Origin of the sequence: Amycolatopsis sp. NPDC058340, from assembly GCF_042723975.1 — a bacterium.
Classification (GTDB): Bacteria; Actinomycetota; Actinomycetes; order Mycobacteriales; family Pseudonocardiaceae; genus Amycolatopsis.
In genome coordinates, this window is the sequence record NZ_JBHXIB010000001.1 from 347,927 (window position 1) to 367,845 (window position 19,919).

26 protein-coding genes are annotated in these 19,919 nt (G+C 69.2%); 11 read left to right on the plus strand and 15 right to left on the minus strand.

All coding sequences use genetic code 11. From position 1 onward, the window contains the following. Positions 1–61 precede the first annotated feature (61 nt). A complete protein-coding gene (locus tag ACFWIW_RS01665; protein ID WP_378366618.1) occupies positions 62–1,522 on the plus strand; it encodes a DHA2 family efflux MFS transporter permease subunit in 1,461 nt (486 codons plus the stop codon). On the opposite strand, the gene ACFWIW_RS01670 is transcribed toward ACFWIW_RS01665, so the two are convergent. The 6 genes from ACFWIW_RS01670 to ACFWIW_RS01695 all read right to left on the minus strand — a co-directional run bounded on the left by ACFWIW_RS01670 (position 1,443) and on the right by ACFWIW_RS01695 (position 6,475). Further along, the gene (locus ACFWIW_RS01670) at positions 1,443–1,835 is read right to left on the minus strand and encodes a MerR family transcriptional regulator (protein WP_378366619.1); all 393 of its coding nucleotides are present in this window, start codon (positions 1,833–1,835) and stop codon (positions 1,443–1,445) included. The two genes, ACFWIW_RS01665 and ACFWIW_RS01670, sit on opposite strands and share 80 nt — an antisense overlap. 19 nt (positions 1,836–1,854) lie before the next feature. Further along, positions 1,855–2,778 carry an alpha/beta hydrolase gene (locus tag ACFWIW_RS01675; RefSeq protein WP_378366620.1) on the minus strand — a complete coding sequence of 308 codons (924 nt, stop codon included), beginning with the start codon at positions 2,776–2,778 and terminating at the stop codon, positions 1,855–1,857. Between the two features lie 64 nt (positions 2,779–2,842). Next, the gene (locus tag ACFWIW_RS01680; RefSeq protein WP_378366621.1) at positions 2,843–3,502 is read right to left on the minus strand and encodes a response regulator; all 660 of its coding nucleotides are present in this window, start codon (positions 3,500–3,502) and stop codon (positions 2,843–2,845) included. Continuing rightward, positions 3,493–4,554, minus strand: a complete 1,062-nt coding sequence (locus tag ACFWIW_RS01685) for a sensor histidine kinase (RefSeq protein ID WP_378366622.1) — start codon at positions 4,552–4,554, stop codon at positions 3,493–3,495. The genes ACFWIW_RS01680 and ACFWIW_RS01685 overlap by 10 nt, the downstream gene beginning before the upstream one ends. Before the next feature lie 60 nt (positions 4,555–4,614). Next, positions 4,615–5,466: an ADP-ribosylglycohydrolase family protein gene (locus tag ACFWIW_RS01690; protein WP_378366623.1), complete on the minus strand. Its 852-nt coding sequence runs from the start codon at positions 5,464–5,466 to the stop codon at positions 4,615–4,617. A 10-nt stretch (positions 5,467–5,476) separates the two neighbouring features. After that, positions 5,477–6,475 (minus strand): AraC family transcriptional regulator, encoded by a 999-nt coding sequence (locus tag ACFWIW_RS01695; RefSeq protein WP_378366624.1) that lies wholly within the window; start codon positions 6,473–6,475, stop codon positions 5,477–5,479. Positions 6,476–6,528: 53 nt separating this feature from the next. Between ACFWIW_RS01695 and ACFWIW_RS01700 the strand changes: the two genes are divergently transcribed. Further along, positions 6,529–7,722, plus strand: a complete 1,194-nt coding sequence (locus tag ACFWIW_RS01700; protein WP_378366625.1) for a DNA glycosylase AlkZ-like family protein — start codon at positions 6,529–6,531, stop codon at positions 7,720–7,722. Here ACFWIW_RS01700 and ACFWIW_RS01705 read toward each other — a convergent pair. From ACFWIW_RS01705 to ACFWIW_RS01715, 3 genes are all read right to left on the minus strand, one after another. Then, complete coding sequence (locus tag ACFWIW_RS01705; RefSeq protein WP_378366626.1) at positions 7,703–8,980, minus strand: M14 family metallopeptidase; 1,278 nt, start codon at positions 8,978–8,980, stop codon at positions 7,703–7,705. The two genes, ACFWIW_RS01700 and ACFWIW_RS01705, sit on opposite strands and share 20 nt — an antisense overlap. A 94-nt stretch (positions 8,981–9,074) precedes the next feature. Next, positions 9,075–9,716, minus strand: coding sequence for a pyridoxal 5'-phosphate synthase (locus ACFWIW_RS01710; protein ID WP_378366627.1), 642 nt, complete (start codon positions 9,714–9,716; stop codon positions 9,075–9,077). Continuing rightward, on the minus strand, positions 9,716–10,465 hold the full coding sequence (locus ACFWIW_RS01715) for a hypothetical protein (RefSeq protein ID WP_378366628.1): 750 nt from the start codon (positions 10,463–10,465) through the stop codon (positions 9,716–9,718). The genes ACFWIW_RS01710 and ACFWIW_RS01715 overlap by 1 nt, the downstream gene beginning before the upstream one ends. A 49-nt stretch (positions 10,466–10,514) precedes the next feature. Here ACFWIW_RS01715 and ACFWIW_RS01720 point away from each other — a divergent pair, with 49 nt between their 5' ends. Both ACFWIW_RS01720 and ACFWIW_RS01725 read left to right on the plus strand, forming a co-directional pair. Then, entirely contained in the window at positions 10,515–11,039 is a 525-nt protein-coding gene (locus ACFWIW_RS01720) for a DUF2020 domain-containing protein (RefSeq protein WP_037333956.1), read from the plus strand. Positions 11,040–11,206: 167 nt separating this feature from the next. Further along, positions 11,207–11,659 (plus strand): DUF6918 family protein, encoded by a 453-nt coding sequence (locus ACFWIW_RS01725; RefSeq protein ID WP_378366629.1) that lies wholly within the window; start codon positions 11,207–11,209, stop codon positions 11,657–11,659. Between the two features lie 82 nt (positions 11,660–11,741). On the opposite strand, the gene ACFWIW_RS01730 is transcribed toward ACFWIW_RS01725, so the two are convergent. Further along, positions 11,742–12,329 (minus strand): TetR/AcrR family transcriptional regulator, encoded by a 588-nt coding sequence (locus ACFWIW_RS01730; protein ID WP_378366630.1) that lies wholly within the window; start codon positions 12,327–12,329, stop codon positions 11,742–11,744. A gap of 79 nt (positions 12,330–12,408) precedes the next feature. On the opposite strand from ACFWIW_RS01730, the gene ACFWIW_RS01735 reads away from it, so the two are divergent. Further along, complete coding sequence (locus ACFWIW_RS01735; protein ID WP_378366631.1) at positions 12,409–12,810, plus strand: nuclear transport factor 2 family protein; 402 nt, start codon at positions 12,409–12,411, stop codon at positions 12,808–12,810. Continuing rightward, positions 12,807–13,016: a heavy-metal-associated domain-containing protein gene (locus tag ACFWIW_RS01740; RefSeq protein ID WP_378366632.1), complete on the plus strand. Its 210-nt coding sequence runs from the start codon at positions 12,807–12,809 to the stop codon at positions 13,014–13,016. Before ACFWIW_RS01735 ends, ACFWIW_RS01740 begins: the two co-directional genes overlap by 4 nt. A gap of 67 nt (positions 13,017–13,083) precedes the next feature. Here ACFWIW_RS01740 and ACFWIW_RS01745 read toward each other — a convergent pair whose 3' ends face one another. After that, on the minus strand, positions 13,084–13,791 hold the full coding sequence (locus tag ACFWIW_RS01745; RefSeq protein WP_378366633.1) for a hypothetical protein: 708 nt from the start codon (positions 13,789–13,791) through the stop codon (positions 13,084–13,086). Positions 13,792–13,880: 89 nt separating this feature from the next. On the opposite strand from ACFWIW_RS01745, the gene ACFWIW_RS01750 reads away from it, so the two are divergent. Together ACFWIW_RS01750 and ACFWIW_RS01755 are read left to right on the plus strand one after the other, a co-directional pair. Beyond that, a complete protein-coding gene (locus ACFWIW_RS01750; protein ID WP_037333946.1) occupies positions 13,881–14,435 on the plus strand; it encodes a peptidylprolyl isomerase in 555 nt (184 codons plus the stop codon). 43 nt (positions 14,436–14,478) lie between these two features. Then, positions 14,479–15,441, plus strand: coding sequence for a rhomboid family intramembrane serine protease (locus ACFWIW_RS01755; protein ID WP_378366634.1), 963 nt, complete (start codon positions 14,479–14,481; stop codon positions 15,439–15,441). Positions 15,442–15,479: 38 nt separating this feature from the next. Here ACFWIW_RS01755 and ACFWIW_RS01760 read toward each other — a convergent pair whose 3' ends face one another. Both ACFWIW_RS01760 and crgA read right to left on the minus strand, forming a co-directional pair. After that, entirely contained in the window at positions 15,480–15,857 is a 378-nt protein-coding gene (locus ACFWIW_RS01760) for a PH domain-containing protein (RefSeq protein ID WP_378366635.1), read from the minus strand. Between the two features lie 118 nt (positions 15,858–15,975). Further along, positions 15,976–16,242 (minus strand): cell division protein CrgA, encoded by a 267-nt coding sequence (gene crgA, locus ACFWIW_RS01765; RefSeq protein ID WP_005161856.1) that lies wholly within the window; start codon positions 16,240–16,242, stop codon positions 15,976–15,978. A gap of 409 nt (positions 16,243–16,651) precedes the next feature. Between crgA and ACFWIW_RS01770 the strand changes: the two genes are divergently transcribed. The 3 genes from ACFWIW_RS01770 to ACFWIW_RS01780 are packed head-to-tail and all read left to right on the plus strand — an operon-like array spanning position 16,652 to position 18,683. Beyond that, a complete protein-coding gene (locus ACFWIW_RS01770; protein WP_378366636.1) occupies positions 16,652–17,548 on the plus strand; it encodes a class E sortase in 897 nt (298 codons plus the stop codon). Then, complete coding sequence (locus tag ACFWIW_RS01775) at positions 17,548–17,703, plus strand: hypothetical protein (RefSeq protein WP_005161850.1); 156 nt, start codon at positions 17,548–17,550, stop codon at positions 17,701–17,703. The genes ACFWIW_RS01770 and ACFWIW_RS01775 overlap by 1 nt, the downstream gene beginning before the upstream one ends. Positions 17,704–17,705: 2 nt before the next feature. After that, positions 17,706–18,683 (plus strand): LLM class flavin-dependent oxidoreductase, encoded by a 978-nt coding sequence (locus tag ACFWIW_RS01780; protein WP_378366637.1) that lies wholly within the window; start codon positions 17,706–17,708, stop codon positions 18,681–18,683. Here the strand turns inward: ACFWIW_RS01780 and ACFWIW_RS01785 are convergent. Beyond that, positions 18,680–19,072, minus strand: coding sequence for an SCO5389 family protein (locus ACFWIW_RS01785; protein WP_378366638.1), 393 nt, complete (start codon positions 19,070–19,072; stop codon positions 18,680–18,682). The two genes, ACFWIW_RS01780 and ACFWIW_RS01785, sit on opposite strands and share 4 nt — an antisense overlap. 110 nt (positions 19,073–19,182) lie before the next feature. Beyond that, positions 19,183–19,917, minus strand: a complete 735-nt coding sequence (locus ACFWIW_RS01790) for an ABC transporter permease (RefSeq protein ID WP_378366639.1) — start codon at positions 19,915–19,917, stop codon at positions 19,183–19,185. Between the last annotated feature and the right edge of the window lie 2 nt (positions 19,918–19,919).

Consider the following 19,919-nt stretch of genomic DNA (forward strand, 5'->3'; position numbering starts at 1 on the left):
TCAGCGGGCACGCTGGCCCGGCGGCGGAAGATCATCCGCCGCCGGAGCGGAGGGTGACGGTATGAAACGTGAAGGCATCGTGCTCGGGTTGGCCTGCGCCGGCTCCTTCGTGGTCATCCTCGACGCGACGATCGTTTCCGTCGCCCTGCCCGCGATCCGGTTCGGGCTCGGTTTCTCCGACAGCGCGCTGACCTGGGTGGTGAACGCGTACACGCTCGCCTTCGCCGGCTTCCTGTTGCTGGGCGGCCGGTTGTGCGACGAATTCGGGGTCCGGCGAATCTTCGTGCTCGGGATGAGCCTGTTCACCGTCGCGCGGCTCGCCGCCGGCCTCGCCGGTTCCCCGGAGACGCTGCTCGTCGCCCGCACGGTGCAAGGGTTCGGCGGCGCGCTGCTGATGCCGGTGACGTTGTCCCTGCTGACCACGACGTTCACCGAACCCGCCCGTCGCGCGCGGGCCTTGGGCACCTGGAGCGCGGTGGGCGCGGCCGGTGCCGCGGCGGGACCGGTGATCGGCGGCCTGCTGACCCAGTGGGCGGGCTGGCGCTGGGTGTTCTTCGTCAGTGTCCCGATCGGTGTGGTGGCCGTGGTCGTCGCCGGAGCGGTGTTGCCGCTCCGGGACCGAAGCCGTCCTCGCGGCAGGCTGGACGTGCCCGGCGCGGTGTTGTCGGCGACGGGACTCGTCGGCGTGGTCTACGCGGTGATGCGTTCGTCGTCCGCGGGCTGGGGAAGCGGGGCCGTGCTGCTTCCGCTGTCGGGCGGTCTCGTCCTGCTCGCCGTCTTCCTGGTGCACCAGGACAGGTGGGCGGACGAACCGCTGGTCGCGCTCGGGATCTTCCGGCTGCGCTCGGTCAGCAGCGGGAACGTGGTGATCTTCTTGCTGGGACTGGGTTTCCTCGCCAGCCCGATCCTGCTTTCGCTGTACCTGCAGGACGTTCACGGCTATTCGCCGATGCGGGCGGGATTGGCCTACCTGCCGGTGGGGGTGGCGATGTTCGCCGGCGCGCGGTCGGCGGGCGGGTTGTCGGTGCGGATCGGGCCCCGGCGCGCGGCGGCGTTGTACTGCGCGGTCGGCGCGGCGGGTTTCGCCGGGATCGCGGCGCTGGCCGGTGCGCACGCTTCCTACGTCGTTTCCGTGCTGGTGCCGGGAATGGTCTTCGGCTTCGGGACCGCGGCGGCCTTCACCCCGATCACCGTGGCCGCCACCAGCGGGGTGCCGGAACGCCAGAACGGACTGGCCGCCGGTCTGCTGAACACGGTCCGGCAGACCAGCGGCGCCCTCGGGCTCGCCGCGTTGACCGCGCTCGCGGCGGCCGTGACCGCGAGTTCACCGTCCGGCCTGCCGAAAGGGGAGGCGCTGGTGCACGGCTACACCGCCGCGTTCCTCGCCTCCGCTGCCTGCCTCGCGGCGGCCGCGGTGGTCGCGGCGGTGGCGATGCCCGGGCTCAGCTCGCCGCCGCGGGCAGGTCGACCCGGTCGCGGAACCAAGGGCAGTCCTCAAGGTTCCCCTCGCGGCGGCAGGTGAGCAGTTCGACCAGGTAGTCGTGCGCGGTGTCGAGCCGCGCACGCTCCCGTTCGATCTCGGCGAGCTGTCCCGTCACCACCTCCCGCCAGCGGTGCTGTTCGGCGAGCAGTTCGGCGATCCTGGCCAGGCCCAGCCCGCCGATCCGCCGCCAGTGCTTGATCAGCGCGATGCGATACAGCTGATCGTCGTCGTAGTACCGCTGTCCCGAGCGGCGGCGGGCGGTGATCAGCCCGCGGCGCTCCCAGTAGTGCAGGGTCGAGATCGCCAGCCCGAAATGGTCGGCGGCCTCGCGAACCGGCGTCAAGGAATCCATGCGGCCAGTCTAGGTTAGGTTACCCTAACTTTCGAGCCAGCCAGGCGAAGGTCCACCGGTAGAAGCTCCGTGCGGCGAGGCTGGTGTTGATCGAATGACCGCTGCCCCGCACGATCTCGTCGGCGCCGCAGTCGCCGCTTCCGCAGACCAGGGTGTCGTGTTCGCCCAGTACGTACGCCGTCGGGACCTTCGGCGCCGACCGGTTCGCCGCGTCCGGCCCCACCGAACGGAGTTCCGCCGACGCCAGCGTGTCCTTGAGGGCTTCTTCGACGGGGATGATCGCCGGGTCGTAGGTGCCGGGGTGATGGAAGGTCTGGGCGCGAGTGCCGGGACGGGTCGTGAAATAGCCGCGGGCCCAAGGCTTTCCGGCGAACTTCGGGTCGAGTTCGGCCGGGTGGAACGGGGACGCGGCCGCGGCTCGGTCGCCGGGCCGGTCGCGGGGGATGCCGCTGACGATCACGGCGTCGACGCCGCCCCGTTCGGCCGCCCTTTCCGCGACGAGACCGCCCATCGAATGTCCATTGAGGACGATGGCACGGAAGCGCGGGCGCAGCTGCCGGACGACCTGATGGACGGCCTCGCCGCCGGCGTCGAAGTCGAGGGTCTCCGGATCCGGGCGGCTGCTGCGGCCGTATCCGAGCCTGTCGAGGTTGAGCGTCGCGTAGCCCGCGCGAGTGGCACTGTCCACATAGGAGTATCGACGCGGCTGGTACGGCCAGTCCCAGTACGAGCGGTCGTAGGTCCCGCCGTGCAGCAGGATCTGCAGTTTGGTGGCTTTCCCTCGGGCACAGAGTTCGCCCGCGATGGTCTGGTGTTCACCGTTCACCTGTACCGAAAAGCGTTGTTCGGCGCAGCGGGCCGGTCGTTCCGCGGCGACGGCCGTCGTGGTTCCCGGGAGGGTGAGGAGCGCGGTGAGCAGAGCGGCTTTCACGATGGATTTCATGGCGAAAGCGTCGCTCGCGGGCCCGGGTCGCGTCGTCGTGCCGATGTGGAGATCGACGGCTACGTCAGGCGCGCACCATCCCGGTCCGGTAGGCGAACACCACCAGCTGCGCGCGATCGCGGGCGTGCACCTTGCTCATCGCGCGGCTCACATGCGTCCGCACCGTCGCCGCGCTGATGAAGAACTCCCGCGCGATCTCCTCGTTCGACATGCCCTGCGCGACCCGCTGGACGACTTCGTGCTCCCGCTCGGTGAACGCCGAACCGTCCGCGCGGGGCAGCGAAGGCGACGGTCGCGCGGTGAATTCCGCGATCAGGCGCCTGGTGACGCTCGGCGAGAGGAGCGCGTCGCCCGCGGCGACCACCCGGACGGCGTGGAGGAGATCCGCGGGCGCGGTGTGCTTGAGCAGGAACCCGCTGGCGCCGGCGCGCAAGGCGTCGAAAACGTATTCGTCCAGGTCGAACGTGGTCAGCATGAGGACGCGGACGCCGGACAGCCGTTCGTCCGCCACGATGCGGCGGGTGGCCTCGATTCCGTCGAGGCTGGGCATCCGGACGTCCATCAGCACCACGTCGGGCACGGTTTCCGCGACGACGGCCACCGCCGCCTCGCCGTCGTCCGCTTCCCCCACCACGGTGATCCCGGCTTCCGCCCGGAGCAATGCCGCGAATCCGGATCGCACCAGTAGCTGATCGTCGGCGAGTACCACCCTGATCACGGCCATCGCGCGCTCACCCGGAACCTCCCGTCCTCGCGGCCCGCGGTCAGTGTGCCGCCGGTCGCCCTGGCTCGTTCACCCATTCCCCTGATCCCGGCGCCGGGAACGTCCGGGCCGGGCTTGCCGACCTCGTTGAGCACGTCGAGCCGCAGACCGTCGTCCGCCCGCAACCTCACCTCGACCGCCGACGTGCCGTGCTTCGCGGCGTTCGTGAGCGACTCCTGGACGATCCGGTACACCGCGCCGCCGACCGGCTGATCGATCCCGGGAGCGTCGAGGTCCAGCGTGACGGTCAAGCCCGCCTGATTCGCCGAAGCGACCAGCTCCGGAATGTCCGCGACCCCCGGCGGTGGCCGGAGCGGTGCGGAGTCGTCACGCAGCAGCCGCACCATGGCGTTCAGTTCGTCGAGGATCGTGCCGCTGACCGTGCGGACGATTTCGAGCGCTTCCTTCGCCACTTCCGGGTGATCGTCGATGACGTGCCGGGCCATCCCCGACTGGACGTTGATCACCGCCATCGCGTGGCCGACGCTGTCGTGCAGGTCCTGAGCGATACGCAGCCGCTCGCCGAGGACGCGGTCGCGTTCCGCCCGCTCGGCGGCCGCGGTCCGCTCGCGACGACTTCGAAGAGCGTCGGCCGCGAAGACCGCGACGCCTGCCCAGCCGACGAAGACCAGATCGAGGACGCCTGCCCCGCCGGTGGCCACGTTCGTGCTGACGACCGTCGCCGCCACACCGGCCGCGACGGCGTACGCGAGCCGTCGCGGACGCAGGATCCCCAGCGCGAACAACGGCACGAGACCGGCGAACAGCACGGGACCGTCGGGATAGCCGAACCCCAGGTAGAGCAGGAGCGCAAACGCTTCCGCCCCGGCCGCCGCCACCGGTGTCCGCCGGACGGCGGTCAGCGTGAGACAAGCGAACGCGACGATCGCGAACCCGAACGCGTCGACCGGCCGTTCCCCGATCCCGGGCTCGAGGTTCGCCGTGCCGACGACGAGCAACGCGGTCACCGCGAGCCAAGCGGCGACGGCTCCACCTCTGCTCAGCCACCTCACCGGCTCAGTCTGCCGAACCGGGCGCACGCGCACGTCCGCGTTCCGTGGATCCCGGGTACGTCAGATGTGCAGCAGCCGCTCGTCGAGGGCCGCCAGGTGGTCGCGGCCGAACTCTCCGTTCTCCAGGTCGCGCCACAACACCGGCGGCAGATCCTGCGCCACCTCGGGCGAGCGTGACGCGGCGGCCAGCGCGATCGTCGCGACGGTGTCGACGTCGCCGGTGAGCGCGACGGCGGAGTGGAGCATCCCGCTCAGGCTCCGGCCGTTCGCGAGGGTGGTCAGCGCGGCGCGCACGCTCATCCAGCCTTGCGGCCCGACCTTGCCCGACCACGGCAGCGCCCAGCCGCCGTGCCCGACGTCCTCGGGAAGGATCCCTTCGATCCACCTCGCGATTTCGGAAAGCGGCCCCACCCGATGGTGGCAATAGTGCACGGCCAGCGCGGCCGCCTGCGCCGCGGCGATCCCGGCCGGGGTGTCGTGCGTGATCCTGGCCTGCAGCTTCGCGTGATAGAGCACGTCGTCGACGGTCGGCAGGACCCCGATCGGCCCGGCGCGCATGGCGGCGCCGCTCTTGTCGCTCTGCGGCCGGAGCCGTCGCAGCAGCTCTTCGCCGTCGCGGACTTCGCTGAGCAGCCGATGGAAGCTCGGCGCGTAGCCGTCGTGCGGGTCGCGGTGATACGCCCGCACGAACTGTTCGGCGAGCAGCAGCGGCGTCCAGCGCAGGCCCGAGACGAGCACTTCGGCGATCGCGATCGTCATCTGCGTGTCGTCGGTGTAGCGCCCGGCCGGAGCACCGGGCTGACCGTGATGCGGCACGTAGCCCGTCAGGTTGTTGTGCTCCGCGACGAAGCTCGGGTACGCGTGCTCGAAAGAACCTCCGTACGCGTCGCCGATGGCCAGCTCGACCAGCATCCGGGCTCCTTCAAGCGGTGAAACGTGCCGTTTCCGAGGGAAGTTTGCCGTAGGTGTCGCGGTAGAAACCGGAAAACCGGCCGAGATGCGTGAAGCCCCATCGCAGCGCGACGTCGGTGACGGTGCCCTCGGCGCGCCCTTGCGCGATCGCGAGCAGGTCCTGGTGCACGTGGTCGAGCCGCACCCGGCGCAGGTACTCCATCGGCGTCAGCCCCAGCTCCGTCCGGAACGCCTGTTGCAGCGCGCGCACGCTGATCCGCGCGGCCATCGCCAGTTCGCCGATCGACACCGGTTCGGCGGCGTGCTCCTCGCAGTAGGTCATCGCGCGGCGCACCGCCGCCGGCTTCGGCCGGTGCCGTTCTTCGGCGAGGTCGCCGGACAGCGAATGCGGCTGACTGTCGAGCAGCCCGTGCAGCAGCAGCTTCTCGAAATGCGCGGCGGCCAGCGGCGACCGGTCGAACATCCCCGACGCGGCGGTCTCGCTGAAGGTGTGGAGCAGGGTGAGCCACGGGTCCATGTCCGGCGCGATCACCGGATCGAACCGCAGGGTCGACGTCGGCGCCTCGCCGAGCCGCTCGTGCATCGTGTCCGTCACCAGCTGCCTGCCCAAGCGGAGCAGCAAGATGTCGGGATGGTCGTAGCCGGTCTGGAACCGGGTGCCCGGGCCGGTCACGACGTGTCGCGCCGGGACGACCTCGCCCTCGATCTCGACCTGGCTCTGACCGTTCAGGGTGACGACGACGGTGTACGCGTCCGGGGTTTCTTCGCCATGGAGAACGGCCTCGGAGTCCAGCGTCAGCTCGTAGACCGACAGGCCGTTCGGGTCGATTCCGGGCACGCGCAGGCCGCTGAGCTGGGAGATGTCGAAGAACCCGGTGGGCGCGGGGGTGCGCAGCTTGACCGTGTCCGGCGCGAGGAACGCCTGGAAGGTGTGCTCGAGTTCGTCGAAGTCGTCGCCGGTGACCACCGTCGACGCGATCGGGGAGCCTTCCGAGAACCGCTTGCGCACCTGTCGATCGTGCCAGGCTGCGGGGTGTCACCGGATGCCCATACCGTGGAGTCATGGCGACCGACAAGCTGCGCGCGTGGTGGGCACATCGGCAGGGTCTCGACGGATCGCTGCACGGGTCATCGGCGGCCGAGGTGCTGGAACGGACCGGCTGGATGCGCTCGGTCGGCGGGTCGGCGCCCTATCTCGGGCTGTTCGCCAGAGCCCGTCTCGATCGCGAGACCGTCGACGCGGACGTCGCCCGGCTGGCCATCCATGAGCTGCCTTCGGCGCGCGGCTGCACTTACGTCCTGCCATCGGCGGATTTCGAACTCGGCCTGACCGTCGGAGCCGGGGCGCCCGCCGGTGAGCTCGCGGCCGCGGAGAAGTACCTCGGCGTCACACAGGCCGAGATCGAGCAGCTGTGCGTCACCGTCACCGGCCTGCTCGACGCGTCGGACGAACCGCTCGGCCCGCCCGCGATCAAGGACGCCGCCGGAGCCGCGGTGCGCAATCTCGGGGAGGCCGGCCGTAAACGAGGCACCACCACGACGTTGCCGCTCGCGCTCGGCCTGCTCCAGGCGCGCGGCGACATCCGCCGGGTCCCGGTCGACGGCAGGCTGGATCAGCAGCGTTACGGCTATGTCCGCTGGACGCCGTCCCCGCGCGGCGGACTGTCCGATATGGACACCGCGCGCACCGGGCTCGCCCGGCGGTACTTCTCGTGGGCGGCTCCGGCGTCGCTCAAGCACTTCCGCTGGTTCTCCGGTTTCACCGCGGCGAGCGCGAAGAAGATCGCGGAAGAGCTGGAGCTGGTGCCGCTCGACGGCACCGATCTGTTGCTGCCCAAGGAACTCGCGGACGAGTTCGCCGCGTTCACCGTGCCGGCGGAGCCGTCGTACGCGTTGCTCGCGGGGATCGACGGCATCCATCTTCTGCACCGCGAGATGTCGCGACTGCTCGCCGACGCCGACGTCGAACGGCCGGTGCCCGGAGGCCGGGCGGGGGAGACGCTCGGCGGGCAGGCGGATCCGCCGAGTCACGTGATCGTCGACAGGGGCCGCATCGTCGGCCTGTGGGAGTTCGACACCGAGGCCGGGAAGATCGTCCACAAATTCTTCGGCGACGAGGACGCCGCGTTGCGCGAGACGATCGCGAGGACCGAGGAATTCGTCCGTGACCAGCTGGGCGACGCCCGGAGCTTCAGCTTGGATTCGCCGAAGAGCCGGGCGTCGCGAGTGGCCGATCTCAGGCTTTCGCCTCGTTGATCAGGATGTCGACCGCCTTGTCGTTGCGGGCGGTCTGCTCCGGGATCACCGAAGCCGGCGGGTAGAAGCCGTCGATCCCGCCGTCCTTCGGGTACATCTCGAAGGTGTAGCTGAGGATCTTGTGCTTGCCCCACGCCCAGTCGTTGACGTCGCCGTCGGTGACGTACAGATCGCTGGACTGCTCCGGCGTGTAGCCGTTGGTGGCGGCCATCTGCTTGCCGACGTCGGCGAAGCGTTTCGCTTCCTCTTCGCTCAGACCCGTGTCGGTGTCGGCCTTCGTGTAGCCGTAGGGCCAGAGCACCAGTTCCGAGAAGGTGTGGAAGTCGATGTGCGTCTTGATCTGCTGCGCGCCGCCGACCACGCGGGAGTCGACGAACGCCGCGACCGCCTTGGTCTCGGGCTCGGAGAACGCCGAAGGACCGTGGTAGTCCTCGGCGGACGGGCTGTTGCTCGACCCGCCGCAGCAGTTCCACTTGTAGTCCCAGTTGCGGTTCGGGTCGGTGCCGACCGCGCTGCTGCCCGGCACGGGCTTCCGCGTCTTGCGCCAGCCCTGGTACTCGCCGCCGGTGATGTCGTACTCGGAGCCGTCCGGGTTGACGTTCGGGATCACGTAGATCTCGTGCTCGTCGACCATCTTCTTGATGGCGGGGTCGCTCGCGTACCCGCTGGTGAACCGCTGCACGATCCGCAGGCACATCTCGGTGGTGAGGTGTTCGCGCGCGTGCTGGTTGCAGGTGAAGAGGACCTCGGGCTCGTTCTCGTCCGTGCCCGCGTTGTCGCTGATCTTCAGCAGGTTCAGCTCGCGGCCTTCATACGACTTGCCGACGCTCGACAGCGTCGCGATGTCGCTGTGGTCCTTCGCGGCCTTCTGCAGCTCCGCGGTCGTTTCGGCGTAGGTGTGGTACGCCTCGTCGCCCGGCGGGAAGTCGCCCGCGACGGCCGCGGTGCCCGCCCGGCCGCTCCGTTGTTTCAGCATGCTGTCGAAGTCGCCGAGCGGCTTCAGGCCGAAGCCGTTCGCGCGCAGGGCCGCGGCCTGTCCCGGCGTGGCGACGACGGTCAGCGCGCCGCCGCGCGAACCCGCGACGTCGACGCCGGTGCGGGCGACCTCGGTGCGCTTGTCGGGAGTGGCCGCGCCCTCCACCGAGTACAGCCCTCTCGCCGGGTCGCCGGTCTGGGCGTTCGCGACGGGCGTCGTGACGGCCAGCAGGGCGAGCCCTGTGGCGGCCAAGGCGCCCCCGATGCGACGGCGTGTGGACATTTCGCCTCCGAACGATCTGGGGACAAGGTGTCGTTCACCGTCGCCGAAGTGAATCATCCACGACAACCCGACGATCGTCGTTCCCAGTTACCGTTTACGGCCAGAGGCGTTCTTTGTGCCAGGCCCCGTCCGCGCGCCGGTAGCGGAGCCGCCGGTGCCGCCGGTCGTGGCTCGCCTGCCAGAACTCCACTTCGGACGGCGTCACCAGGTAGCGGGTCCACGTTTCCGGTGCCACGCCGGGGTTCTCCTCGACCCATCGCTCCGCTTCCGCGGCCGCGCGGTCGAGGTCGGCCGGATCTTCGAGCACCTGGGACTGCCTGCCGATGAACGCCTCCACCCGGGACGCCGGCGGCCGGGCGGTGAAATCGGCCGCGGACACCTCGGGATCGGCGACCGAGACCGGGCCGCGCATCCGGATCTGGCGGCCTCGTCCCGGCCAGAAGAACGTCAGCGCGGCGAACGGATTCTTCGCCAGCTGAACACCTTTCGGGCTTTCGGAGCTCGTCGCGACCGCCCAGGTGTCGCCGTCGACGTCCTTGAGGATCACGACCCGCGCGTCCGGCACCCCGTCGGCGTCCACTGTGGACAGTGTGACGGCGTGTGGCGCCAGTACGTGTTCACCCGCCTCGTCGAGCCACTCCAGGAAAAGCTCGCGCGGGGTCGCGGGAGTGGCCTCGGTGTCGAACTCCGGAAGTTCTTCGGGGAACGAAGGCCAGCCGCGCAGCGTGCGATCCATCAGTACCCCGGCGGGCGCTGCGGCGGATAACCGGGCGCGGGCGGCGGATAGTGCGGCGGATGCTGGCCCGGCGGCGGACCCTGCGCGGGCGGCGGCCCGACCGGGTACTGCGGCTGCTGCGGTTGCCAGCCGGGCGGCGGCTGTTGCGGACCGGGAGGCGGACCGGGAGGCGGTCCGGGCGGGCCTGGTGGCATCGGCGGCTGCTGGCCCTGCGACTGCGCCCACTGCACCTGCTGATAGACCTCGGCCGGCTGCGGGAAACAGAACGTCAGCTTCGCGTTGACCGAACCCTGTACCGCCGCGCCCCACAGCTTCCCGCCGACGAACGCGTACATCTGCGCCGCCGACACGTCGACGGCCACCATGCGCGTCTCGCCGCCGAACTGGTTGCCGGATTTCGCCGACGCGGCCTGCGCGGCGTCCGGGTACACGCGGTCGCCGATCAGCCCGGCGATGACCACCGAAGCGGCCGTCCAGCCGACCGTGCCCATCACGTTCGCCCGCGCGTGCTGCGTCGCCAGCCTGGTGAAGTCGTACAACGCGGGTGCCGTCACCTCCGGGATCGCCGCGGCGACCACGCAATAGTTCATCGTCGACATCATCACGGACTCGGTGAACAGGCCCACGACGGCGGTGCTCGGGCCGATCTGGACGGTGTTCAGCCTGCCCCCGCTGCGCTGGATGCGCTCTGCCACCGCACCCAGGTACTGCTCCTTGGTGAGCACCGATGCCTCCCGAAGATTCCTCACGCAGCGCCATCGTCGCACGAAACGGCGATCTGCTTCACTGGACGCCACTATGCGACGTCTTCTGATCTTGCCGCTCGTCGTGCCGCTGCTGGCGGCCTGCGGGCCGACGGAACAGCCGCCGCCCGCGGCGAGTTCGCCCGCGCCGTCGAACACCCCGGCGCCCAGCATCCCGCCCGCCCCGGAACCCACCGGCAAGGGCCCGTGCCCGTATCTGGGCAACGAGTTCGTCTCGGACGCCAACGGGCAGAAGGTCTCCAAGGTCAAGACCTCGGCCGATCAGCCGCATCCGACCTGTTTCTTCTACGCGCTCAGCGGGAAACTGCAGCTCACCGTGCGCGTGTACGTCGGGGAACCCGCCGTGGCCAAGGCGCTGGTTGATCAGGCGGCGCCCATCGACACCTCCAACCCCGCCGACGAACCGGCGGGCTGGAAAGGCGGCTACCAACCTTCCGGCGAAGGCGCCGTTTACGCCGTCGCGAAGGGCGGGAACGCGGTAGTCGTGACCACCAACCAGAAGCAGAGCATCAAGGCACGTACGGTGGCGAAGGAGGCTATCGGTGAGCTGAAGCTCTAGGTAGTGGTATCCACACGTCAGAGTGAAGTTGATCTTGTACTACCCTGTGCCGCACGCGCGAGGTTTCGCGGGACCAGCGCGACGCCAGATCCGGCGGAGGCCGCCTTGCGGTGTGGCTCGGCGGCACAAAAGATCATTTCTCCCCATAAGACAAAAGGACAGGTTTCGTGGCTGACACCCTCAAGGAAATCTTGCTCGACTCCAGCCGTCGCCCGGCGGTCGTGAGCGACTTCGAAGGCCTCGTCGACGCCGAGGTCTCGGACAAGGGCGGCGTTTCGGGTGCCGTCGTGAAGACCGGCTTCGCCGCCGTCAAGAAGATCAAGCCGGGCATCATCCCCGCCGCCGTCGACACCCTGCTCGACGACTTCACCGTCGCCCTCGAGCCGTTCTACGGCGACTTCAAGGCCAAGGGCGGCAACGACTTCGGCGCCTACCTGGCCGGCCGCGGCGACGAGGCCTCGGACGCGCTCCTGTCGGTCACCGACTCGCGCGCCGAGAAGAGCAGCCGCGACAGCATCAAGAAGGTGTACTCGAAGCTGCGCCCGAACGGCAAGAAGAACGTCGAGGAGGCCCTGCCCCGCCTCGGCCAGCTGATCGACAAGCACGCTGCGTCCGCCTGATCTCGCGCTGACGTAAACGCGCCGAAGGGGCGTCGATCCGGTTCCCGCTCACGGGAGGTGGAGAGGCGCCCCTTCGTCATGTTCACGGTGTCGCGCCGAGCACCCGGAGCAGGCTCGTGCGCAGTGCGTCCGCGGCTTCGTCGGTGGACATCCGGCCGGAGTCGGCCTCCTCGCCGGAGGCGTGACCGAGTTTCACGGTGACCGCCACCAGCCAGCCGGTCGGCAGCCGATCGTCGAACTCGCCCGTCGCCTTGCCCCGCCGGATGACGCGCTCGAGCAGCTCGGCGACCGGTGAGTGGCGCCGCCGGTCGTCGTCCGGGTTCACCGGCAGGGAAGTGATCTTCCGGAGCAAGGCCGGATACCGCCCGGACGTGCGGCGTCCGGCTTCGATCAGCCGCACCAGTGCCTCGGCGGCCGGGCCGTCGTCGAGGTCCGCGGCGTCCATCGCGGCGACGGCCTCCTCGGTGATGCGGTCGAGTACCGCGGCCAGAAGCTCCCCTCGTGAAGGGAAATGGGCGTAGACCGTCTGTCGGGTCACGCCCGCGGTGGTGGCGATGGCTTCGACGCCCGCGTCGGGATCCGCGCCGAGGGTCTGGAGCGCCGCGTCCAGGATCGAAGCCCTGCTGCGCTGTGCGTCGGAACGCCGGTTCCGCGCCGGGGGTCGAGGCATCTCTTACACCTTGTCAGAATTGATGGCCGGTGGATATCTTACAGCCTGTAAGAGATCGTTCGTGAGGCTGGGAGCAATCATGGAACCCTTCCACGGCACAGACCCGAAGAAGTTCATCGCGGATTTCAACCTGTCCTTCCACGACGAACTGGTGAACAGCGACGAAGACGCGGGCGTGATCGTCGACCGCTATCACACGCCGGACATCGTGCAGATCGCCGACGGGCATCGGATGGACCGGGACAAGCTCATCGCGCACACCCGGCCGGTCCGCAAGAACCGGCCCACCGCGCGATGGGAGGTGCACGAAGCGGTGGCGGGCGGGGACCGGATCGCCGCCCGGAGCACCTTGTACGTGACGAATCGCAAGCGGGACCTCACGATGGAGGTGTACTTCTTCGGGGAGTTCACCCCCGACGGCCGGATGCGCCGGGGACATACGCTCACCCGCACCCTGCCCGGCGAAACGGCGACGGCATGAGCGAGAGCACCTACGCCGTGAGCGGAATGGTCTGCGGGCATTGCGCGGGATTCGTCACCGAGGAGATCGAAACCATCGCCGGGGTCACCGCGGTGGCGGTCGACGTCGAGAACGGCACGGTCACCGTGACCAGCGACCGGAAGCTCGACGTGGCCGAAGTCCGCGCCGCCGTCGAAGAGGCGGGCTACGAGCTCACCAGGACGTGAAAGGGCCGCCCGGGACCGAGAAGTGGTCCTGGGCGGCCCTTCGCGACAAGCAGAAGAGGGTGAGGCGTCAGTTCTTCTTGTCGGCGGAGCCCGCGTTCGAAGCCTGGTGCCCGTTCTTCGGAGCCGTCGGCTTCGCCGGAGCGGGACCGGAAGCGGCGGGCTTCGCCGGAGCGGGCTGTGCCGGTTTCGGAGCGGCCGCGGCCGGAGCGGCCGGCTTGGCGGGAGGAGCGGGAGGAGCGGGCGGAGCCTTCGGCGGCGCGGGCGCGACCGGCGGCTCCTGCTTGGAACGCAGGGCGTAGGCGGCACCGGCACCGACGACCGCGATACCGATCACCCACGGCCAGCGACGACGCTTGCGCGTCCCCTTCGCGGCGGTCTTCGCCTCGATGAGCGCGGCCTTGAAGTCCTTCTTCGCCGCCTTGAAGTCCTTCTTGCCCCGGCGCTTGGACTCACCGGCGGACTTCGCGGCCTGGATGGCGGCCTTGCGTGCCTTGCGGCCCGGCTTCCGCATCTCGGAAATCCTGGCCAGCGCCTCCTTACGAGCCGCCTTCGAGCTCCGCTTGAGCTCCTTGCGGGTCAGTTCCGTCTTCTTCGCGAGCTTCTTGCGCGCGCGACGGCTGGTCTTAGCGATCTCACCGGCGCTCTCGGAGAGCTTCTGCTCGGCTACCTCTACGGCGTGGGCGGTGGCTTCCTTACCCGCCTCGACAGCACGTTTGCGCAGGCCGAGCGCGCCGGCCTTCGCCGACTCGCTCACCGAATCTGCGGCCCGGGTCATGGCCTTCACCTCATCAATCGTTTTGATTCTGCTTCGTTGCTTGTAACCTATCGTGCCCCTTTTCCCCAGATCTTGCCGCAGATGGCACGATGAAGCTCGTGACTGAAAGCAAGGGATCCCTCATTGGTGGCGCGCTGAAGGCCACTCTGCACACCAACCAGGGTGACATCAACCTGAACCTGTTCCCCGACCACGCGCCGAAGACGGTCGCGAACTTCGTCGGGCTCGCCGAGGGCAGCAAGGAGTACACCCAGCCCAACGCGCAGGGCACGAACTCGGGCCCGTTCTACGACGGGTCGATCTTCCACCGCGTCATCGACGGCTTCATGCTGCAGGGCGGCGACCCGACCGGCACCGGCCGCGGCGGCCCCGGCTACAAGTTCGGCGACGAGTTCCACCCGGAGCTCCAGTTCTCCAAGCCGTACCTGCTGGCCATGGCCAACGCCGGACCCGGCACCAACGGCTCGCAGTTCTTCATCACCGTCGCGCCGACGACGCACCTGAACTTCAAGCACACCATCTTCGGCGAGGTCGCGGACCAGGCTTCCCGCGACGTCGTCGACGCGATCGGCCGCACGGCGACCGGTCCGGCCGACCGTCCGCTGCAGGACATCGTCATCGAGAAGGTCAGCATCAGCCGCTGATCGCAGAGCCTGTCACTGGGGATTTCGGTAGGTTGGTGGCATCGTGAGCCAACCACCGAATCCCCAGTACCAGCAGGCAGCCATGCCCGGCTGCTGGTGGCACCCGAACCGGCCGACCGGGCTGAGCTGTTCACGCTGCGAGCGTCCGGCCTGCCCGGATTGCCTGCGCGAAGCCGCCGTGGGCTTCCAGTGCACGGACTGTGTCCAGGCGGGCCGCCAGCAGGATCGCGCCCAGCAGAGGCAGTACCGCGACGCCGGCTACGGCTCGCGCACGCTCGCGGGCGCCCAGCCCGTTCGGACGGCTGTCGTGACGCCGGTCCTGCTGGCGCTCAACGTCCTCATCTTCCTCATCACGGTCGTCCAGTCCGGCAGCCTCGCGAACAACAACTTCTCGGAGCTGTTCCAGTACGGGCAGCTGTGGAATCCCGCGACGCTGGCAGGCGACGAGTGGTGGCGGATCCTCACCTCGGGCTTCCTGCAGTACGGCCTGCTGCACATCGCGAGCAACGCGTTCTCACTGTGGTTCGTGGGGCGCCCGCTGGAGACCGCGCTCGGCCGCGTCCCGTTCACGGTGCTCTACTTCGTCTCCCTGCTCGGCGGCTCGGCCGCGAACCTGGTCTTCAGCGACCTCGACGCCGTCCCGGTGGTCGGCGCGTCCGGCGCCATCTTCGGGCTCATCGGCGCGTACACGGTCATCGTCATCAAGCTGCGGCTCAATCCGACCTGGCTGCTGGTGATCCTCGGCCTGAACGTCTTCATCACCTTCCAGGTGCCCGGTATCTCCATCCTCGGGCACGCCGGCGGGTTCGTCGCGGGGCTCCTGGCCACCTTCGCGCTGCTGTACGCGCCGGACAAGAACCGGCTGAAATGGCAGCTCGGCGGGATCGCGATCGTCGTGGTGGCGATGATCGGGCTCGTCGTCTGGAAGGACTCGCAAACGATCTCCGCGACCTGCGAGCTCACCACCAGCCGAGGCGTGCCCTCGTACGCCTGTTACCCGGAGTAGCCGTCGGGTGGTCACGCCACGTTCGCCTTACCCGACTACTACGACAACGCCTGACCCTTGAGGGCGGTGAGGACGTCCAGCACGTCGCGGGGGTCCTCGCCGAGGTCGATCCGGCCGAACACCAGCAGGTGATCGCCGGATTCGACCTCCAGGGTCACACTGTCCCGGCCGAGCCGTCGCGTGGTGCGCAGCCGGAGCCGGGCTTCGGTCCAGGAGTAGCGGTGCGCCCCGCCGACGGTCCTGGCCAGGAGTCCGCCTGGCCCGGCGGCCAGCCGGGGACGGAGCAGGGTGCCGTGCAGCGCGAGAGCGCCCACGGACAGCATCGCGACCCCGGTCAGGACGGTGCCGCCGACGTCGCCGCCGATGGCCAGCCACAGCACGCCTGCCAGCAACAACAGGGTGATCACCCAGGCCACTACCACAACGTTCTGCTGGGGCGCCCACGAGGTGGGGTAGTTATCCACAGGGGTTATCCACACTGGGGATGAGTCACACCGGTGTAATTCGGCGTCAAGCCGCCATCCGGGGTAATGCTCACCGCCACCGCATCGTCATGAGCAACCCGGCGATCATCAGCACGAAACCGATGGCGAAGTTGGTGTTGCCCAGATCCGCCATGAAGGGGATCTTGTCGCCCGCGATGTAGTTGACGACCAGCCACAACAGGCCGATCAGCATGAGGCCGAACATCACGATCTTGTAGAACAGGTTCGACGGGCCCGCCGCCTTGACCTTCACCGGCGTGCGGCGATCGGTCGGCGGGGTGTACGCCGTCTTCTTGCGGACCTTGGACTTCGGCATCGTGTTCCTCGCGTACTGTTCGGCTTCCCTGGTGGCGATGACCCGCTTTCGGGTGCGCAACCAGCGCCACGTGCACACGTTAACGTAAACGAGCGCCGCTGGGCACCGTCCGGGACCGGTCGATTTCCCGCACTGTGACAATGGTGTCACACACGGTTCGGCAGTGGCTTCGTTCGAGACTTAGGAGCTTTGCGTGGCTGAGCGGGAAGAGCCGGGCGGGGACCGACGGCGGTACTCCGAACGACCACCCGGCGGAGGCCGTCCGGCCCCCCGGCGTAGGCCGGAGGACGCAATTCCGCCGCGTCGTGCCCCGGGAGAGGCGCCTCGACGGCGGCCGCAGGACGGCAGGGCGTACGACGGACCTCCGCCGCGCCGCCGGAGCGACGCGCCACCGCCGCGCCGTCGTCCCGTGCCGCCGCCGGGGTCGAACGAAGAGACGGTCGTCTTCGAACCGGTCGGCGGTGGCACCGCGACCGAGGAACGTCCGCCACCGCGTGAGCTCGGCAAGGGCGGCGTCGCCATCCGGACCGTCGGCGAGCTCCTCATCACCGCGGGCCTCGTGGTGCTGCTGTTCATGGTCTACGAGGTCTACGTGACGGACCTCTTCTCCGCGGGCAAACAGTCCGAGGCCAGTTCCGAGCTGGACGGCGAGTGGGGCAAGGACCGGAAGCTGCACCCGGACCTGGTCGACGGGAAGGCGTTCGCCAGGATCCACATCCCGGTGTTCGGCGCCGACTTCAACTTCACCATCCAGGAAGGCACCACCGAGGCGGCGCTCGAAGTCGGCCCCGGCCACTACAAGGGCACGGCGCTGCCGGGCGAGCCGGGCAACTTCGCCATCGCGGGCCACCGGGTCGGCAAGGGCGCGCCGTTCAACGACCTGGACAACCTCACCTCGTGCGACCAGATCATCATCGAGACGCAGACCGACTTCTACATCTACAAGGTGCTGCCGTACAAGGACGAGGTCGAAGGCTGGGCGGAGGGCAAGGGCGCGCAGCCGAAGTGCAAGAACGTCGGGACGCTGCGCAACCCGAACGCCGCCGACGGCGGCCCCTACGGCGAGACCAACGGCCGCCGTATCGTGTTCCCGACCAAGGGCGACACGGTGAACCCGGTGCCGTACAAGGACCCGGAGATCCTGCCGAAGGCCGATCAGGTCTCACTGCTCACGCTGACGACATGTCACCCGAAGTTCTCGGCCAAGGAACGGCTCATCATCCACGCGGTGCTGGCCCAGCAGGTGCCGAAGAACCAGGTCGGCACCTACGCCGAACTCCTGCCCAAGATCTCGGAGGCGCGCTGATGTACGGCTGGATCTGGCGCAAGCTGCCAGGCCCCTTCGCGGTGAAACTGGCGACGGCGGTCGTGCTGGCGCTCGGGATCGTGGCGCTGCTGATGTTCGTCGTCTTCCCGTGGCTGGAGCCCCGGCTCTGGTTCAACGAGGTTTCGGTCCAGTAGACGTGCGATTCGGGGTCTTTCTCGTCTCCGGCCGGTTTCCCGGCCAGGAGGACGCCGATGTGCTGCGCCGGTCGGTCGACGCCGCCGTCGCCGCGGAACGGGCCGGGTTCGACGACGTGTGGTTCGCCGAGCATCACTTCATGCCGTACGGCGTCTGCCCGTCCGCGATCACCCTCGCCGCGCACGTGCTCGGCCGCACCGAGCGGATCGCCGTCGGCACCGCGGTGAGCGTGCTGTCCGTCGCGCATCCGGTGGCGCTCGCCGAACAGTGGTCGCTGCTCGACGCCGTGTCCGGCGGGCGGCTGCGGATCGGCGTCGGGCGCGGTGGGCCCTGGCAGGACCTGGAGGTCTTCGGCACCGGCGCGTCCCGCTACGAAACGGGGTTCGAGGAGAGCCTCGACCTGATGCTCGCGGCGATGACGTCGAAGACGGTCTCGGCCGACGGGGAGCACTTCCGGTTCCGTGAGGTGCCGATGGTGCCGCGGCCGGAACGCGCCCCGCGTCCGGTGGTGGCCTGCGGCGACGCCGGCTCGCGGGCGGTGCGGCTCGCCGCCGATCGCGGGCTGCCGATGCTGCTCGGGCTGCACACCGACGACGACGGCAAAATCGAAACCCTTGCCGCGTACGGGGATTCCGCCGCCGAGCACGTGTCGACGGTGATGTGCCAGGTCGGGGACGACGCGCTGGACGTCGTGCGGTCCGCGTTGCCCGGTTCCCTGAAAGAGGGCTTCGCCGGGCACGTGTACCTCGACGGCAGACAGGGCCTGGACAAGGACCCGGTGGCCTATACCGATCGACTGTGCGAGATGCACCCGATCGGCGGAGTGGAGTACTGCGTCGACAGGCTGGGGACGAGCATCCGGCGTACCGGGGTCTCCCACGTGATCATGATGGTGGAAGCGTCCGGTACGCCGGAGGGAACGCTCGAGAACATCGCGCGGATCGGGGAAGAAGTGCTACCCGCGTTGCGCCGCGGCTAGCAGTCGCGGAGTTCCGGGCTCTGGTTCAGCAGCTGGCCGCGGGCCGAGACGAACGCGCGGTAGCGGTCACTGTCCACTTGGGACTTCTTGAACACGGCGACGCGGTGGCAGTTCTGGAACGCCAGCTTCACGCCGAAGTGTCGTTCCAGCCCGCCGCGGATGGCGTCCGAGGCCAGCGCCCGCAGCAGCTGGCCGCGTTCGGCCTCGCTCGGGGGCGGCGTCTCGTTGTCGGCGAACCCGTCGGCCGCGCCCTCGGCCTCCGCGATGACGCCGGTGATCACGGTCCAGGCGTAGGGCAGGGACTCCCGGACACAGGCGACGAACTCGGCGTCGGAGACCTCCCCGCGCTCGGCCTTCTCCAGCAGCGCGGGCGATACATCCAGAGACATCGAACCTCCGAGAGAGACACGGTGAACATGGGCCGTCTACCTGACTACCCACCCGCGGCCCGAGCCACAAGAGAAAACGATCATCATCACCACTTTGGCGGAAGCCGTCGTCACTCCCAGCGAAAAAGCTTCGCCGCCACGACACAACTGCCCACCGCGAAAGCCGCCAGAACGGCGAGTTGCAGCGGCTGCGCGCCGGTACCGGTCCAGGCGTCTTCGAGGGCTTTGACGCCCGGCGGGATGTACGCGCCGATGTCGCGGATGGCCTCCGGAAGCAAGGGGCGCGGCAGGTAGACGCCGCCGAGGAACATGATCGGGAGGTAGGCGATCAGCGCGATGCCGCCCGCGGCGCGGCTGGTCTTGGCGACCGAGGCGGCGATCAGCCCGAGGCCGAAGATCGCGGTCGTGCCGAGGACGAATGTCAGCAGGAAACCGAGCGGGTGACGAGGGGTGGGGACGTCGAAGACGGCGCCCGCCGTCACGAGGAGGATGCCGACCCCGCCGATCGTCACGGTGACGTTGATGATCAGCTGCGCCACCAGCAGCTGGGCCGGGTGCACCGGAGTGGTGGCGAAGCGGCGGAGGATGCCCTGTTCGCGGTAGGAAGCGATGATCCCGGGGATCGCTTGCAGGCCCATCATGGCGATGGTGAGCACGACCATCGACGGCACCCAGGCGTCGAGGAAGCGCAGGCCCGTCGGTGTTTCGCTGTCCGCGCGGATGGCGGGAATGGCGCCGAGGACGGCCGTGATGGCCGTCGGGAGGACGAGCCCGCCGATGACGAAACCGGGTGTGCGGAGGGCGAGTTTCGTTTCGGTGATGGTGATCTTGGCTAGTGTGTTCATTT

Excerpts from the sequence above, each read along its gene's own strand:
- ACFWIW_RS01745 (WP_378366633.1), bottom strand. The coding sequence starts at position 13,791 with ATGACCCGGGCCGCAGATTCGGTGAGCGAGTCGGCGAAGGCCGGCGCG.
- ACFWIW_RS01775 (WP_005161850.1), top strand. The coding sequence starts at position 17,548 with ATGTACGGCTGGATCTGGCGCAAGCTGCCAGGCCCCTTCGCGGTGAAA.
- ACFWIW_RS01790 (WP_378366639.1), bottom strand. The coding sequence starts at position 19,917 with ATGAACACACTAGCCAAGATCACCATCACCGAAACGAAACTCGCCCTC.
- ACFWIW_RS01670 (WP_378366619.1), bottom strand. The coding sequence starts at position 1,835 with ATGGATTCCTTGACGCCGGTTCGCGAGGCCGCCGACCATTTCGGGCTG.
- ACFWIW_RS01680 (WP_378366621.1), bottom strand. The coding sequence starts at position 3,502 with ATGGCCGTGATCAGGGTGGTACTCGCCGACGATCAGCTACTGGTGCGA.
- ACFWIW_RS01735 (WP_378366631.1), top strand. The coding sequence starts at position 12,409 with ATGGAACCCTTCCACGGCACAGACCCGAAGAAGTTCATCGCGGATTTC.
- ACFWIW_RS01750 (WP_037333946.1), top strand. The coding sequence starts at position 13,881 with ATGAAGCTCGTGACTGAAAGCAAGGGATCCCTCATTGGTGGCGCGCTG.
- ACFWIW_RS01665 (WP_378366618.1), top strand. The coding sequence starts at position 62 with ATGAAACGTGAAGGCATCGTGCTCGGGTTGGCCTGCGCCGGCTCCTTC.
- ACFWIW_RS01705 (WP_378366626.1), bottom strand. The coding sequence starts at position 8,980 with ATGTCCACACGCCGTCGCATCGGGGGCGCCTTGGCCGCCACAGGGCTC.
- crgA (WP_005161856.1), bottom strand. The coding sequence starts at position 16,242 with ATGCCGAAGTCCAAGGTCCGCAAGAAGACGGCGTACACCCCGCCGACC.
- ACFWIW_RS01700 (WP_378366625.1), top strand. The coding sequence starts at position 6,529 with ATGGCGACCGACAAGCTGCGCGCGTGGTGGGCACATCGGCAGGGTCTC.
- ACFWIW_RS01730 (WP_378366630.1), bottom strand. The coding sequence starts at position 12,329 with ATGCCTCGACCCCCGGCGCGGAACCGGCGTTCCGACGCACAGCGCAGC.
- ACFWIW_RS01710 (WP_378366627.1), bottom strand. The coding sequence starts at position 9,716 with ATGGATCGCACGCTGCGCGGCTGGCCTTCGTTCCCCGAAGAACTTCCG.
- ACFWIW_RS01785 (WP_378366638.1), bottom strand. The coding sequence starts at position 19,072 with ATGTCTCTGGATGTATCGCCCGCGCTGCTGGAGAAGGCCGAGCGCGGG.
- ACFWIW_RS01690 (WP_378366623.1), bottom strand. The coding sequence starts at position 5,466 with ATGCTGGTCGAGCTGGCCATCGGCGACGCGTACGGAGGTTCTTTCGAG.
- ACFWIW_RS01675 (WP_378366620.1), bottom strand. The coding sequence starts at position 2,778 with ATGAAATCCATCGTGAAAGCCGCTCTGCTCACCGCGCTCCTCACCCTC.
- ACFWIW_RS01740 (WP_378366632.1), top strand. The coding sequence starts at position 12,807 with ATGAGCGAGAGCACCTACGCCGTGAGCGGAATGGTCTGCGGGCATTGC.
- ACFWIW_RS01720 (WP_037333956.1), top strand. The coding sequence starts at position 10,515 with ATGCGACGTCTTCTGATCTTGCCGCTCGTCGTGCCGCTGCTGGCGGCC.